Origin of the sequence: Cronobacter malonaticus LMG 23826, from assembly GCF_001277215.2 — a bacterium.
Lineage (GTDB): Bacteria > Pseudomonadota > Gammaproteobacteria > Enterobacterales > Enterobacteriaceae > Cronobacter > Cronobacter malonaticus.
On sequence record NZ_CP013940.1, the window covers coordinates 397765 to 412550 of the forward strand.

Sequence of the window (14786 nt, forward strand, 5' to 3'; positions counted from 1 at the left end):
GACGAAGACGCGCTTTTGGCCCTGAAAAATCGTAAAAGCGTAATCTGGCTCGCAACACGATAAAAATCCATGCGTTGCGCGGGTTTTTGGCATCATGCCGTTTGTGCCTAAAGACGTTTTGCAGGAGATAAGTATGATCGAAATTTCGACCCGGCGTTTTGCAGGGATTGAGGCGCTGCACGCGGTGCCTGCGGGAAGCTGCGATAACGCACTGCCAACGGTGCTGTTTTATCACGGCTTTACCTCATCAAAAACGGTCTACAGCTATTTCGCCGTCGCGCTGGCGCAGGCCGGGTTTCGCGTGATCATGCCGGATGCGCCTGACCATGGCGCGCGTTTTAGCGGCGATGCGCAACGGCGGATGACGCAGTTCTGGCAAATTCTTCACGAGACGCTGACGGAATACCCGGCGCTGCGCGAGGCGATTCTCAGCGAAGGGCTGGTGGCAGACGGCAGGCTCGCCGTGGGCGGCGCGTCGATGGGCGGCATGACCGCACTTGGCATAATGGCACAGCATCCGGAAGTAAAATGCGTCGCGAGCCTGATGGGCTCCGGCTGGTTTAGCTCGCTCTCACAGACGCTTTTTCCGCCGCAGGCCGCCGAGGCTGACGCGGTGAGAGCCGCGCTGGCACCCTGGGACGCAAGCGTGCGCCTGTCATTTCTTTCGGATCGCCCGCTGTTTTTATGGCATGGCGAAGAGGATGACGTCGTGCCGGCGGCGCAGAGCCTGCGTTTAGCCGACGCGCTGCGCGAACGGGCGCTTGATAACAATCTCACCTGCCAGTGGCAGCCGGGCGTGAAGCACCGCATTACGCCCGAGGCGCTGGACGCGACGGTCGCATTTTTCCGCCGCTCTCTTTGAAAGCTGCGCAAACCGGGATTGCGGCTTTTTTTACCAGCGGCCTTGTGTTTGTCATGGTCCGCCATTAGAATGACGCGTCAATTTTTCAGCCGCCCTTTAATCACGTTCCTTGCCTCCCCGGGCCGCGGCTGACCCAGACAGGAGGCTGAATAATCCGTAAGGAGCAATTCGATGCGTCATTACGAAATCGTTTTTATGGTCCATCCTGACCAGAGCGAACAGGTTCCGGGCATGATCGAGCGCTACTCTGCTGCCATCACTGGTGCAGAAGGCAAGATCCACCGTCTGGAAGACTGGGGCCGCCGTCAGCTGGCTTACCCGATCAACAAACTGCACAAAGCACACTACGTTCTGATGAACGTTGAAGCGCCGCAGGAAGTTATCGATGAGCTGGAAACTACCTTCCGCTTCAACGATGCCGTTATCCGCAGCATGGTTATGCGCACCAAACACGCCGTAACTGAAGCCTCTCCGATGGTTAAAGCGAAAGACGAGCGCCGTGAGCGTCGCGATGATTTCGCTAACGAAACCGCTGATGATGCTGAAGCTGGGGATTCTGAAGAGTAATTCTGATGGCCAACCGTCTGGTGTTGTCCGGCACCGTGTGCAGGGCACCCCTTCGTAAGGTCAGCCCATCAGGAATTCCTCATTGCCAGTTCGTGCTTGAGCATCGTTCTGTGCAGGAGGAGGCCGGTTTCCACCGGCAGGCGTGGTGCCAGATGCCTGTAATAATCAGCGGGCACGAGAACCAGGCCGTTACTCACAGTATAACGGTCGGCACGCAAATCACCGTTCAGGGGTTCATCAGTTGCCACAAGGCAAAGAACGGACTGAGCAAAATGGTGTTGCATGCCGAGCAGATTGAATTGATAGATTCTGGAGACTAGCCAAATGGCACGTTATTTCCGTCGTCGCAAGTTCTGCCGTTTCACCGCGGAAGGCGTTCAAGAGATCGACTATAAAGATATCGCTACGCTGAAAAACTACATCACCGAAAGCGGTAAGATTGTCCCGAGCCGTATCACCGGTACCCGTGCAAAATACCAGCGTCAGCTGGCTCGCGCTATCAAACGCGCTCGCTACCTGTCCCTGCTGCCGTACACTGATCGTCATCAGTAATCGGTCACGGTCCATTAATACGACTTTGAGAGGATAAGGTAATGCAAGTTATTCTGCTTGATAAAGTAGCAAACCTGGGCAGCCTGGGCGACCAGGTAAACGTTAAAGCGGGCTACGCTCGTAACTTCTTGGTTCCGCAGGGCAAAGCTGTGCCGGCTACCAAGAAAAACGTTGAGTTCTTCGAAGCACGTCGCGCTGAACTGGAAGCCAAACTGGCTGACGTTCTGGCCGCTGCTGAAGCTCGCGCAGAGAAAATCAATGCGCTGGGCTCTGTTACCATCGCGTCCAAAGCGGGCGACGAAGGTAAACTGTTCGGTTCCATCGGTACTCGCGACATCGCTGACGCTGTAACTGCAGCTGGCGTTGAAGTGGCTAAGAGCGAAGTTCGTCTGCCGAACGGCGTTCTGCGTACCACTGGCGAACACGAAGTGGACTTCCAGGTTCACAGCGAAGTATTCGCTAAACTGACTGTCAACGTGGTTGCTGAGTAAGTTTTTACTCAACTACACGTAAAGACGCCGGCCTTGTGCCGGCGTTTTGCTTTTCTGACGCGCTGAAAAGTCTCAGCGCACGCGTAGGAAACTGCCGTCCGGCTGGCGGGTAAACAACACCTGCTGGTTATCGCCGGTATCAATGGTCAGTGCCGTCACCACGCCGCTGGCGTTCTGACGAACCTGCACCATCTGCCCCTGCTGGAGATTACTGAGCGGCTTGCCGTCGCCTTCCACTTTCGCCATCGCGTACACATCTTCAGGCGGTAGTCCGTGATCGCGGAACAGCTGCGCCAGCGTTTTGCCGGATTCGACGCGATAAGTGCGCCACTGCTGCTCGATATCATTATTCTGGAACGGCTGCACCGGCGCGCTGGACGCAGGTTGCTGGACGTTCGCCTCCGGCGTTTCCACAGGCGCTACCGCCTGCGGCTGTACGGGGGCTTCTGGCGTACGGTTGAAGTCGAGCTGCGCGTCGCGGCGCTGCGGCGCTTCCGGCTCGTTGGAAGAAGGCCATAAAAAGCACAGCGCGATGACGACCGCGCAAAGAATAATGCCGCGTCGGTGCGCAGGCGGTAGCGGGTCCATCAGCCGGATGCGGTCCGGGGCGTGCCATACCTGCGCCAGCAGCGGTTTAATTCGTCCAGGCATGTCTTCTCCTCATTCACTCAAACGCTTCGCCGCGCCAGTGTACCATTATAGCGTTCTAACTGGTTGATGCCGGTAGTAAAGCGCGCATTCGTGAGCGCGCTGACATCCCTGACCTTATCACCTTGCCGGAGGATTATTTTACCCGACGTGGCGCTGCTGTTATGCTGCCCGCTAATTTTCCCATTGAGAAAGGATAACCCCATGACAACCCCTTCTTTTGACACCATCGAAGCGCAGGCAAGCTACGGCATTGGCTTACAGGTCGGACAGCAACTGCGCGAGTCGGGCTTACAGGGTCTGCTGCCGGAAGCGCTGGTGGCGGGGCTGCGTGACGCGCTGGAAGGCAACCAGCCAGCCGTTCCTGTTGACGTAGTGCACCGCGCGCTGCGTGAAATCCACGAGCGCGCCGACGCCGTGCGCCGTGAGCGCCAGCAGGAGATGGCGGTAGAAGGCCAGAAATATCTGGATGAAAACCGCGAGCGCGAAGGGGTGAACAGCACCGAATCCGGCCTGCAATTCCGCGTGCTGACCCAGGGTGATGGCCCGATCCCGTCCCGTAAAGATCGCGTACGCGTGCACTACACCGGCAAGCTTATCGACGGCACCGTGTTTGACAGCTCCGTCGCACGCGGCGAACCGGCGGAATTCCCGGTGAGCGGCGTGATCGCAGGCTGGATCGAAGCGCTGACCCTGATGCCGGTCGGCTCCAAATGGGAACTGACCATTCCGCACAACCTGGCCTACGGCGAGCGCGGCGCGGGCGCGTCTATTCCGCCGTTCAGCACGCTGGTCTTTGAAGTCGAACTGCTGGAAATCCTGTAAGACTTTTCATTTCCCCGCTGTGGCGGGGAATTGTTTTCCCGTAAGCGAAATAGCGCGATTTTATTTTGATAATAAGCGGATTGCGGGTATTTTTGTGATGCATTTCGCGAAGTGAAAGTGATTTGCCACCCATTTTAAACATAAAATTAACATTATATTTAAATCTTAGTATTCAACCCTCCGATTCTTACCTAATATCGATGATGTTTTCGCCATGGACATCGTCATTTCAACACGTAAATAGAGGCCAGCAGAGCCTCCACAACACAGACAGGTACAGGAAACGAACATGTCAGAACAGATCAAAGTGGCTGATGCTGCTGAGGCGCCGGCTGAGCAGTCGCTACGGCGCAATCTAACCAATCGTCATATCCAGCTAATCGCTATCGGCGGCGCTATCGGCACCGGGTTATTTATGGGTTCCGGCAAAACCATTAGCCTCGCCGGCCCGTCGATTATTTTCGTCTATATGATCATCGGCTTTATGCTCTTTTTCGTCATGCGGGCGATGGGCGAGCTGCTGCTTTCTAATCTCGAATATAAATCGTTCAGCGATTTCGCCGCCGATTTACTCGGCCCCTGGGCGGGGTATTTTACCGGCTGGACGTACTGGTTCTGTTGGGTCGTCACCGGCATGGCGGACGTGGTGGCCATTACCGCCTATGCGCAATTCTGGTTCCCCGGGCTTTCGGACTGGGTCGCGTCGCTGGCAGTCGTCGTGCTGCTGCTCTCCCTTAACCTCGCCACGGTGAAAATGTTTGGTGAGATGGAGTTCTGGTTCGCGATGATCAAAATCGTCGCCATCGTCGGGCTTATCGTGGTCGGGCTGGTGATGGTGCTGATGCACTTTAAATCGCCGACCGGCGTTGAAGCGTCCTTTACGCACCTGTGGAATGAGGGCGGCTGGTTCCCGAAAGGGCTGAGCGGGTTCTTCGCGGGCTTCCAGATTGCGGTTTTCGCGTTTGTGGGGATTGAGCTGGTGGGCACCACCGCCGCCGAAACCAAAGATCCGGAGAAATCACTGCCGCGCGCGATTAACTCGATTCCGGTTCGTATCATTATGTTCTACGTCTTCGCGCTGATTATTATTATGTCCGTGACGCCGTGGAGTTCAGTGGTGCCGACAAAGAGCCCGTTCGTGGAGCTGTTTGTGCTGGTGGGGCTGCCGGCGGCGGCGAGCCTGATTAACTTCGTGGTACTGACTTCTGCGGCCTCTTCGGCCAACAGCGGCGTCTTCTCCACCAGCCGTATGCTCTACGGTCTGGCGCAGGACGGCGTGGCGCCGAAAGCGTTCGCCAAACTCTCTAAACGCGCCGTACCGGCGAAAGGGCTGACCTTCTCCTGCATCTGCCTGCTGGGCGGTGTGGTGATGCTCTATATCAACCCGAACGTCATCACCGCGTTTACGATGATCACCACCGTGTCGGCGATCCTGTTTATGTTCGTCTGGACCATCATCCTGTGCTCTTATCTGGTGTACCGTAAGCAGCGCCCGCAACTGCATGAAAAATCGATCTACAAAATGCCGCTCGGTAAGCTGATGTGCTGGGTCTGCATGGCGTTCTTCGTGTTTGTCATCGCGCTGCTGACGCTGGAAGACGACACCCGCCAGGCGCTGATGGTGACGCCGCTGTGGTTTGTGGTGCTGGGCGTGTGCTGGTTGTTTATCGGCAAGAAACGTCTGGCGAACTTCCGCCGCTAAGCCATAAAAAAGGGCCCACGTATCGGGCCCAAAAGGTCAAGTTACTGAGGCGCTCGACAGGGCGCCTTTTATTTTTCGCCTGCGAGGGCACGCGGGAAAAGTGTATTGTTCTCAAGGCTGATGTGATTCATCAGATCGTCAATCAGCTCATTGATGCCGTTATATAGCGCGCGCCATGTCGTGCAGGCCTCCGGCGGCGGCGTCACGTTATTCGTGGTGTGCTTAATCACCTCCAGCAGCTCTCCCGCCTCGTCGTGCTCGCTCTCCATTACGCTAACCGGTCCCGCCGCCTGGCTGCCCATGCCCTGTTTAATCATCGGGAACAGCACACGCTCCTCTTTCATCATATGGCTCGTCAGCTCTTCATGCAGCAGGCTCAGATACTTCGCCAGCCCCTTCGGCACGCCCGGTTTATCGGCGTGAACGCGCTCCACTTTGGTGGCCTGCAAAATCAGCTCCGGCAATTGTTCGCGGTGGCGGTCGTGGTAGCGCACGATGATGTGATCGATGATTTCAGCAAGCGGCGCGGCTTGCCAGTCCTTCTCCAGCGGCGTTTCAGCCAATGCCGCCAGTTCGTTTTCAATCATTTCCAGATCGAGCGCCTGGCGGGTCGCCGCGCGCAGCAGCGTCTGTTTGCCGCCGCAGCAGAAATCCAGGTCGTATTTACGGAACAGCGCAGAGGCGCGCGGGATGGTTAACGCCAGTTCGCCAAGGGGTTGGTCACGGAAGGCCATAGCAGTACCTCACTCAGGATTTATTAAGATGCATATTAAATGCATCTTTAAGGCGAGGCTATAACCCTTTCGGGGAGGGGGATTAAAGTGTGAGGTGTGTCACAAAAATATTTTGCCAGCTAACTGGCTGATCGCTATCAGGAAATAACTGGAAACCGCGCTCTGCGCCGCTTTGCTGATTAAACAACCTGAATGACCTGCCGATAGATACACCCTGGATTACACCTGCCAAAAGGTCTTTCATGTTTAAACGTATAAAAGTCATAACCCTTTTAATTACCGTATTGATCGTTCTGGGCGCGATGCAGCTTATTGCGGCAGGCGTTTTTATCTCTGCGCTCAATAACGACAAAGACAACTTTAACGTCTCGCAAATCTCCAGCCAGAACGTGGCGGAATTTACCGACGCCTGGATAAGCCTCAACCAGACGCGCGTTACGCTGAACCGCGGCATGCTGCGTCTGCAGGGCAACATGGCGAACCAAATCAACGGCGGCCAGCTCAATCAACTGGTTGATACGGCTAACAAACTGCTGGCAGAAGCGCAGAGCCATTACGACAAATACTATGGGCTGCCGGAAACGCCGGGCATGGACGAGCGTCTGGTCGATCGTCTGGAAGAGCAGTACCGCATCTACTCCTCGACGCTTGCGCAAATGAATAAATTCCTGGCCGAAGGCAATCTGGAAGGCATGTTCAAGCAGAATGCCGAGCAGAAGCAGAACGCCATGCAGGCGGTCTATCGCGAATGGCGCGCCGAGCAGGCGAAGCTTGCCAGCAAAGGCGTGAAAGACAACGAAAGCGACTACGAGCGCATTCTGTGGATCCTGTCGGCGATTATGGTGATGGTGCTGGCCGTCATTATTATCAGCTGGGTGGCGATGCGCCGTGTGCTGCTGCTGCCGCTGCACGATGTCATGGGTCATATCCGCGCGATTGCCGCAGGCGATCTGACGCAGCCTATCGATGCGCAAGGCCATAACGAAATGGCGCTGCTGGCGCGTAACGTCCACGAAATGCAGCAGGCGCTGGCTCGTACGGTCAGCACCGTGCGCGACAGCACCGACACCATCTTCACCGGTGCCAGCGAAATCTCCGCGGGCAGCAACGATCTCTCTTCACGCACCGAGCAGCAGGCCGCGTCGCTGGAAGAGACCGCCGCCAGCATGGAACAGCTGACCGCGACCGTGAAACAGAATGCCGATAACGCCCGTCAGGCGACGCAACTGGCGCGTACCGCATCGGAAACCGCGCTGAAAGGCGGGGAAGTGGTGGATGGCGTCGTCCGCACTATGGACGAAATCGCCGCCAGCTCTAACCAGATCGCGCAGATTACCAACGTCATCGACGGCATCGCGTTCCAGACCAACATCCTCGCGCTTAACGCGGCGGTGGAAGCGGCGCGCGCGGGCGAGCAGGGCCGTGGTTTTGCGGTGGTGGCGGGCGAAGTGCGCACGCTGGCAAGCCGCAGCGCCCAGGCCGCGAAAGAGATCAAAGCGCTTATCGAAAACTCCGGCAACCGCGTCGACGCGGGCTCGCAGCTGGTGCGCGAAGCGGGTGAAACCATGAAAGAAGTGGTCGGCGCGGTGACGCGCGTAACCGATATCATGGGTGAAATCGCCTCGGCGTCAGATGAGCAGAGCCGCGGTATCGATCAGGTGGGTCTGGCGGTCTCCGAGATGGATAAAGTGACGCAGCAGAACGCCGCGCTGGTAGAAGAGTCCGCCGCCGCAGCAGCAGCTCTTGAAGATCAGGCGGGCAAGCTTAACGAAGCGGTCGCGGTGTTCAAACTCAACCGCGCCCAGGCGCGCGCGGCGAGCGTTGCGCCGCAGGCATCAACCTTCAGCGCGCCAGCGCCGGTGGCGAGCCTCAAAGCCGCGCCAGCAGGCGGCAGCGACAACTGGGAAACGTTCTAAGCCTGAAGGCCCGTCACCGACGGGCCTTTTTTATGGCGCCTCCTGCGTCACGCGCTCCGCGACCGGCACGATTTTCACCCGCACCGCCATCACCACGCCTGCGGCCAGCAGCGCGATGCCGGTCAGGGTCAGCAGTGGCGGCAGGCTCTGGCGCAGCAAAAAGGTATAGAGCAGCCCGGCCAGTGTTTCAAAAACGATAAGCGGACCGAGGATCACGGTCGGCAGGCGCTGGCTTGCAATATTCCAGCACAGCGCGCCAATCCACGAACAGCAGAGCGCAATGGCGATCATCAGGCCGATAAACACGCCAGGGCGCGGGCCGAAGGGCAGCGCGAAGCCGCTATTATTGGCCGAAAGCCACAGGCACGCGGCGATATAACCCACCAGCGAAACCGGCAGCGTCACCAGCCCTTGCGCGGTCGCCCACATCATCGGGTGTTTATCGGGGTTTTCCCGCAGCCAGCGGGCGTTACGCAGCGCATACCACGCCCAGCAAATCACCGACACGCTCGCGAGCGCAATGCCGCTTGCGTAGCGGCCCGGCGTAAAGCCCGGCAGACCGTGACGCAGCTCGGCGAAATTAACGCAGACCAGCCCGCAGAAAATCGCCGCCAGCGCCGGGCACAACCGCCGCCAGGGCAGCCTGCCGTCGCGACGGCTATAGAGCAGATTGGCGAAGACCGGAATGACCACCGGCAGCGTGCCGATGATCATCGTGGAGACCGGCGCGCCGGTGCGCTGAATGGCGCTCGCAAGGCACACGTAATAGATAAGATTGCCCATCATGGTCAGCGCCAGCGCGGTCAGCCAGTCGCGCGCGGTAAGCTGTTTTAACCGCCCGCGCCCGGCCCACGCCAGCGGCAGCGCCAGCAGACCCAGCGCCAGATAGCGCCCCATCGACTGCAATACCGCCGGGTATTCCGGCACCAGTAAGGGGCCGACGAAAATCAGCCCCCACATTAACCCCGCCAGCAGGGCATACAACACACCCGTTAACATCATCACCACCCACGTCGCTGTTTAGCGCATGAGTGTAGCGGCGGGCGAAAGAGGGCGTCTTGTACCAGCTTGCTGCGCATCAGCTCAGATCGTGCAGATCTTTGCCGTTGGGCGGCCCGAGGCGAAAATCGGAGAAAACTATCTCAAGCCCGGCGCGCGACGGCGAACAGCACATCGCGCCGAGGAAATAGCGCTCCACTTGCGGAAATGGGCACAGGCGCAGCAGCGGCCAGGTGTCGCCGTCGGTGGAGTATTGCAGGCGCAGGCTCTGGTTCTGGCGCGTCAGGCGCAGCCAGAAGTGATTCTGCGCGGCGGGGAAAATGCCGGTCGCCCAGTCGGAGCGCTCAAGCGTCAGCACGCTGCCTATCATCGGCTGCGCGTCGTTATACTCAATACCCGCTTTCAGCCAGCGTTGTTCGTCCGCCATCAGGAACAGCCCCGCCTGGTCATACAGCGTGGTGAAATCGCCCTCGACGCGCACCTGGAACGTAAACTCACCGGCGATATCCGTACCGAAAACGTGCCCGGAATGGCGCTGAAAGCCATACCAGGTGGTTTGCCAGAAATCGGTTTGCGCATCGGTGGTGACATGCAGCGCGTCACTTTCGCGCCGCCAGCGTGCGGGTTCATTCAGCCAGCGCCAGTCCGCCAGATTTTCCATCGGTCTTCTCCCTTGCAAAGGTGTCTGAATTATAGCCGGGCTGAAGATCTAGCGAGCCACCTGTTTCTGGTAGCGGGCGGGCGTAATGCCGTAGCGGCGGGTAAACGCGCGGGTGAGGTGCGGTTGATCGGAAAGGCCCACGGCAGCGGCGACTTCGGCGGCGGGCAGGCCAGCGGCGAGAAACTGTTTGGCGCGCCACAGCCGCACCGCCATCAGCATCTGGTGCGGCGTCACGTCATAGCGGGCTTTAAACTGGCGCTGGAAATGATAAGGGCTTAACGCCGCTTCGGCGGCAATCTCATCGAGCGTCAGCGGCAGCATGTAATTTTCGTAGAGAAAATCGCGCACCCGGTCGAAGCGGTGCGCGCCTTCGGCAGCCTGCGGCGCGTGGCGCGCGTACGGGCGGAAGGTGTCGATAAGCTCAAGCAGCAACCCCTGCTGCGCGAGCGTATCCGGCGCGGACCAGAGTGCGGCGATAAGCTGGCCGGTCTGGCGGGCGCGTAGCGGGTCGTGACGCTCCACCTCGCCAAACCACCAGTGGCGCTCGCCAGTGAGCTGCGCCAGCGTTTCTGGCTCCAGATAGATCATCCGGTAGCGCCAGCCCTGCTGGGTCGCCGCTTCGCCGGTGTGCAGTTCATCGGGGTTCATGGTGACGAGCGAATTGACCGCCGCCACGTGTTGCGCGCCGCGATAGCGAAAGCGTTCGGCGCCAAGTTCAATCGCGCCGATGCCAAAGGCCTCGTGGGTGTGTGGCTCAAAAGCGTAATGCGCGATATGGGCGTGATAAAGCTCCACGCCCGGCAGCGCAGGCAGTTGCCGGAAGCGGGCGCTGTCGCGTTCGTCGGTGAACTGATCGGGTACGCCGTGCACAGGAGCTCTCCACGAAGGGTAAGCCCCCATTATAAGAACAACGGTGGCCTTCGCCACCGTAATTAACAATTAATTAACCTGACGGTTATTCGATGCGGGAGAGGTCGGCGTCGTTGCACCCGGCGTTGCGGCACTCGCGCTCGATGCTTTTCAGCAGCGCAATGCGGGCGGCCATTTTTTCATTCGCGCAGCCGAGCAGCAGCGTGGAGCCTTCCGCGCACTCGTGATCGCGCACTTTCAGCCAGGAGATCTGCGCGTTTTTCACGACCTGTTTCTGCGCAGGCGAGAGCACTGACATGGTGTTTTTATATTGCTGGTTGAGGTCGCGGTCGCCCTGAACCATTTCCAGCGCGGCGCAGTAAGTGGTGTCATACGGGCTGCGCGGATTGTCACAGCTCATGGACCACGCGGCGGCGCTGCACAGCAGCAGCGGAAGTGCGAGAAGGTGTGCTTTCATGAGGATCCCTGTTTTCGGTTTATTGTTTTGAGCGCCTGTGGCAGGCGCTCGCATTGTATCCGGCAGGCACAGGGAAAGCAGCCTGCCAGATTTAATATTACGGTTTCAGACTCTCGCGCAGGCTCGCTTCAAGCGAGGTAGTCGGGCGGCCAATGAGCGCGCTGAGCTGGCGGCTGTCATCAAACAGGCCCCCTTTGGAGGCACCGACATCGGAATCCGCCAGCAGCTTAGCAAAGCCTTCCGGCAGACCCGCGCCCGTGAGCGCCGCGGCGAAATCCGCCTCGCTCAAATTCTGATACGCGACCGTTTTACCGGTTTCTTTACTTAACAGCGCGGTCAGATCGCGAAGCGTCCAGGCGTGGTCGCCCGCCAGCTCATAAACGCGCCCGGCCTGGTTATCGAGTGTCAGCACTTTCGCAGCGGCTTCGGCGTAATCCTGACGGCTGGCGGAGGCGATTTTCCCGTCGCCGGCGCTGCCGATAAACACGCCGTGCTCAAGCGCCGGCGGCACGCTCGCCAGATAGTTTTCGGTGTACCAGCCGTTACGCAGCAGGACGTAAGGAACACCGGCATCCGCGAGCATCTTTTCAGTAGCGACATGTTCGTCGGCAAGCCCCAGCGGCGAGCGGTCGGCATGCAGCAGGCTGGTGTAAGCAATGAGTTTCACGCCTGCGGTTTTCGCGGCGTCGATAACGTTGCGGTGCTGCGGCGCGCGCTGGCCCACTTCGCTTGAAGAGATGAGCAGCAGTTTCTCCACGCCCGCGAATGCCGCGGTGAGCGCCGCCGCGTCATTATAATCAGCCGCGCGGACCTGGACGCCTCTGGCACTGAGCGCCGCGGCTTTCGCCGGATTACGGACAATCGCGACAATTTCCTGTGCCGCGACGGTGTTCAGCAGAGTATCAATCACGCGCTGGCCAAGCTGGCCGGTAGCGCCGGTAATCGCAATCATGGTCTTTTCCTTTGTATCGGTTGGGTGTTGTGGCACACTATCACTCAAACTAACTTTTAGTAAGTACGTACAAAAAGGTAAGTATGAAATGACCCTTCCTACCCTGAGTGAGCAGTTACGCGACGGCAATCTGTTCGCCGAGGAATGCCCGTCACGCGATGTGCTGAAACATGTGACCAGCCGCTGGGGCGTGCTGATCCTGGTGGCGCTGCGCGACGGCACGCACCGCTTCAGCGATTTGCGCCGGAAAATGGGCGGCGTGAGCGAGAAGATGCTGGCGCAGTCGTTACAGGCGCTGGAGCAGGATGGTTTTGTCGATCGCGTCTCGTATCCGGTGGTGCCGCCGCATGTGGAATACAGCCTGACGCCGCTCGGCGTGGAGGTGAGCGAAAAGGTGGCTGCGCTGGCCGACTGGATTGAAGTCAATCTGCCGCAGGTGATGGCGAACCGTGGAGAGCGGGCGGCGTAGGGGCGGCCTTTGATGCGGCTAAGTGCCGGGTGCGGCTGCGCCTTACCCGGCCTACGGGGGGGATGGTTTGTCTGGGTGCCGGGTGCGGCTACCACCACACCTGGCACTGATGACCCTTACTTCGACAGATCCAATTGATACACCGCAAAACCGATATCATCTTTGCCAACGCTGGTCATCGGATATTGCGCTTTCTCTTTGATAAACACCGCCGCTTTGTCGGAAGGCGAGGTTTCAAAGCGGATATCCAGCTTGTGGTTGCCCGCAATCGGCGCGAGACGCCAGTTGTTATCCGCCGCCGGGTGAATTTCCCCCGCGCGTTTGGTTTCGGCACCAATCCACGCCGCCAGCACCGCGCGGTTCTCATCCGGCGAGGCGAACGCGATATGGCTGTCGCCGGTGCCGGCAAACTTCCCGCCATAAGCGCGATAGTTATTGGTGGCGACCAGGAACGTCGCGTTCGGATCGATGGGCTTGCCCTTAAACGTCAGGTTTTTGATGCGCTCCGCTTTCGGGTTGATCGTCTGACATTCACCGTCATAGCGGGCGGGCTGCGTCACGTCTATCTGGTAATTTACGCCGTCGATAACGTCGAAGTTATAGGTGCGAAAACCGTCCCAGTTCAGCAGCGACTGCGGCTTCGTGCTGTTGACATCAATCTGGTTAAACTGTCCGGCGGAGCACTCCAGCCACGCTTTTACTTCCGCGCCGGTCGCCTTCACCACCACCAGCGTATTCGGGTAGAGATAGAGATCGGAGGCGTTGCGCAGCGTCAGCTGGCCTTTTTCCACTTCCACAAAGCTTGCCGGATCGTTTTTACGGCCGCCTACTTTAAACGGCGCGGCGGCGGAGAGCACCGGCAACTGCGCCAGGTCCGGATCGCCCTGGATAAAGTGTTCCACGTAAGCTTTCTGGGCGTTATTCACCACCTGCACGGTCGGATCGTCCTGCACCAGCGCCAGATAGCTGTACATCGGATCGGCGGATTTCCCGACCGGCTGGCTGACAAATTCGCGCGTGGCGTCGTGATCCGCTTTCAGCATCTTCACCAGCGCCGGATCTTCAGCGGCGAGCGATTTCTTCGCCTGGGTGTCGTAGATCGGGCGCGCTTCGGCTTTGCTGTGCGTCACTTGCCATTTGCCGCTGTCGTTATTCAGCACCAGATCGACGATCCCCAGATGATCGCCCCACATGCCCGGCATCACCGCCGGCACGCCGTTTAGCGTACCTTTGGCGATATCCGCGCCTTTGATGGCGGCGAAATCTTTACCGGGGAAGACCGCGTGCGCATGGCCGAAGAGAATGGCATCCACGCCCGGCACCTGGCTCAAGTAGTACACCGAGTTTTCCGCCATCGTTTTGTATGGCTCGGCGGAAAGCCCGGAGTGCGCGACCACGACCACCAGATCGGCGCCTTCCGCGCGCATTTGCGGCACATATTTACGGGCGGTTTCGGTGATATCGTTGACCGTGACTTTGCCGCTGAGGTTCGCCTTATCCCACGTCATGATCTGCGGCGGCACAAACCCGATGTAGCCGATTTTCAGCGTATGCGGCTTGCCGTCTTTATCTTTTACTTCGGTTTCTTTAATCAGGTACGGCGTAAAAAGCGGCTTTTGGGTTTTGGCATCGATGATGTTCGCGTTGACGTAAGGGAATTTCGCGCCAGCGAGCGCTTTATGCAGGTAATCGAGGCCGTAATTGAATTCATGGTTGCCGAGGTTGCCGACGGCGTAGTCCAGCATGTTCAGCGCTTTGTAGACCGGATGCACATCGCCGTCTTTCAGGCCCTTCGCGGCCATGTAATCGCCCAGCGGGCTGCCCTGGATGAGATCGCCGTTATCCACCAGCACGCTGTTGGCGGCCTCCTGGCGTGCGGCTTTGATTAAGCTTGCGGTACGCACCAGGCCGAATTTTTCGGTGGGCGCGTCTTTGTAATAGTCAAAGTCCATCATGTTGCTGTGCAGGTCGGTGGTTTCCAGAATGCGCAGGTCCACCGTGGCGGCGTTCACGCTGGCGGCGACCAGCGTGGCTATCATCGTTGCACTAAACTTAATCATCAGGCAGGTCCTTTTTTTCAG

17 protein-coding genes are annotated in these 14786 nt (G+C 58.7%); 9 read left to right on the forward strand and 8 right to left on the reverse strand.

Going from position 1 to position 14786, the window contains the following annotated elements; all coding sequences use genetic code 11:
* The first annotated feature begins 133 nt into the window (after positions 1 to 133).
* The 5 genes from yjfP to rplI all read left to right on the forward strand — a co-directional run bounded on the left by yjfP (position 134) and on the right by rplI (position 2472).
* Complete coding sequence (yjfP, locus tag AFK66_RS01860; RefSeq protein WP_032968431.1) at positions 134 to 862, forward strand: esterase; 729 nt, start codon at positions 134 to 136, stop codon at positions 860 to 862.
* 171 nt (positions 863 to 1033) lie between these two features.
* The gene (gene rpsF, locus AFK66_RS01865; protein ID WP_001216673.1) at positions 1034 to 1429 is read left to right on the forward strand and encodes a 30S ribosomal protein S6; all 396 of its coding nucleotides are present in this window, start codon (positions 1034 to 1036) and stop codon (positions 1427 to 1429) included.
* Between the two features lie 5 nt (positions 1430 to 1434).
* Positions 1435 to 1749: a primosomal replication protein N gene (gene priB / locus AFK66_RS01870; RefSeq protein ID WP_004385309.1), complete on the forward strand. Its 315-nt coding sequence runs from the start codon at positions 1435 to 1437 to the stop codon at positions 1747 to 1749.
* Between the two features lie 4 nt (positions 1750 to 1753).
* The gene (rpsR, locus tag AFK66_RS01875) at positions 1754 to 1981 is read left to right on the forward strand and encodes a 30S ribosomal protein S18 (RefSeq protein ID WP_000135199.1); all 228 of its coding nucleotides are present in this window, start codon (positions 1754 to 1756) and stop codon (positions 1979 to 1981) included.
* A gap of 41 nt (positions 1982 to 2022) precedes the next feature.
* Positions 2023 to 2472, forward strand: a complete 450-nt coding sequence (gene rplI, locus AFK66_RS01880) for a 50S ribosomal protein L9 (RefSeq protein WP_007778346.1) — start codon at positions 2023 to 2025, stop codon at positions 2470 to 2472.
* Positions 2473 to 2544: 72 nt separating this feature from the next.
* Here rplI and AFK66_RS01885 read toward each other — a convergent pair whose 3' ends face one another.
* Positions 2545 to 3123 carry an OapA family protein gene (locus AFK66_RS01885; protein ID WP_007778344.1) on the reverse strand — a complete coding sequence of 193 codons (579 nt, stop codon included), beginning with the start codon at positions 3121 to 3123 and terminating at the stop codon, positions 2545 to 2547.
* Between the two features lie 201 nt (positions 3124 to 3324).
* Between AFK66_RS01885 and fklB the strand changes: the two genes are divergently transcribed.
* Together fklB and cycA are read left to right on the forward strand one after the other, a co-directional pair.
* Positions 3325 to 3945, forward strand: coding sequence for a BamJ family beta-barrel-assembly machinery protein (gene fklB / locus AFK66_RS01895; RefSeq protein ID WP_007702034.1), 621 nt, complete (start codon positions 3325 to 3327; stop codon positions 3943 to 3945).
* Positions 3946 to 4234: 289 nt separating this feature from the next.
* Positions 4235 to 5647 carry a D-serine/D-alanine/glycine transporter gene (cycA, locus tag AFK66_RS01900; protein WP_004385314.1) on the forward strand — a complete coding sequence of 471 codons (1413 nt, stop codon included), beginning with the start codon at positions 4235 to 4237 and terminating at the stop codon, positions 5645 to 5647.
* Between the two features lie 68 nt (positions 5648 to 5715).
* Here cycA and ytfE read toward each other — a convergent pair whose 3' ends face one another.
* Positions 5716 to 6381: an iron-sulfur cluster repair protein YtfE gene (gene ytfE, locus AFK66_RS01905; protein WP_007778342.1), complete on the reverse strand. Its 666-nt coding sequence runs from the start codon at positions 6379 to 6381 to the stop codon at positions 5716 to 5718.
* A gap of 242 nt (positions 6382 to 6623) precedes the next feature.
* On the opposite strand from ytfE, the gene AFK66_RS01910 reads away from it, so the two are divergent.
* Positions 6624 to 8297, forward strand: coding sequence for a methyl-accepting chemotaxis protein (locus AFK66_RS01910; protein ID WP_023897938.1), 1674 nt, complete (start codon positions 6624 to 6626; stop codon positions 8295 to 8297).
* A 30-nt stretch (positions 8298 to 8327) separates the two neighbouring features.
* On the opposite strand, the gene AFK66_RS01915 is transcribed toward AFK66_RS01910, so the two are convergent.
* From AFK66_RS01915 to AFK66_RS01935, 5 genes are all read right to left on the reverse strand, one after another.
* Positions 8328 to 9296: a DMT family transporter gene (locus tag AFK66_RS01915; protein WP_032986528.1), complete on the reverse strand. Its 969-nt coding sequence runs from the start codon at positions 9294 to 9296 to the stop codon at positions 8328 to 8330.
* Between the two features lie 79 nt (positions 9297 to 9375).
* Entirely contained in the window at positions 9376 to 9957 is a 582-nt protein-coding gene (locus AFK66_RS01920; RefSeq protein WP_007778338.1) for a DUF1349 domain-containing protein, read from the reverse strand.
* Positions 9958 to 10005: 48 nt separating this feature from the next.
* Positions 10006 to 10827, reverse strand: coding sequence for an AraC family transcriptional regulator (locus AFK66_RS01925; RefSeq protein WP_023897940.1), 822 nt, complete (start codon positions 10825 to 10827; stop codon positions 10006 to 10008).
* 85 nt (positions 10828 to 10912) lie between these two features.
* Positions 10913 to 11284: a lysozyme inhibitor LprI family protein gene (locus tag AFK66_RS01930; RefSeq protein WP_004385319.1), complete on the reverse strand. Its 372-nt coding sequence runs from the start codon at positions 11282 to 11284 to the stop codon at positions 10913 to 10915.
* A 97-nt stretch (positions 11285 to 11381) separates the two neighbouring features.
* Positions 11382 to 12236, reverse strand: coding sequence for an SDR family oxidoreductase (locus AFK66_RS01935; RefSeq protein ID WP_007778331.1), 855 nt, complete (start codon positions 12234 to 12236; stop codon positions 11382 to 11384).
* 88 nt (positions 12237 to 12324) lie between these two features.
* Here AFK66_RS01935 and AFK66_RS01940 point away from each other — a divergent pair, with 88 nt between their 5' ends.
* A complete protein-coding gene (locus AFK66_RS01940; protein WP_007778329.1) occupies positions 12325 to 12705 on the forward strand; it encodes a winged helix-turn-helix transcriptional regulator in 381 nt (126 codons plus the stop codon).
* A 116-nt stretch (positions 12706 to 12821) separates the two neighbouring features.
* Here the strand turns inward: AFK66_RS01940 and AFK66_RS01945 are convergent, their stop codons facing one another.
* The gene (locus AFK66_RS01945) at positions 12822 to 14765 is read right to left on the reverse strand and encodes a bifunctional 2',3'-cyclic-nucleotide 2'-phosphodiesterase/3'-nucleotidase (RefSeq protein ID WP_007778326.1); all 1944 of its coding nucleotides are present in this window, start codon (positions 14763 to 14765) and stop codon (positions 12822 to 12824) included.
* Between the last annotated feature and the right edge of the window lie 21 nt (positions 14766 to 14786).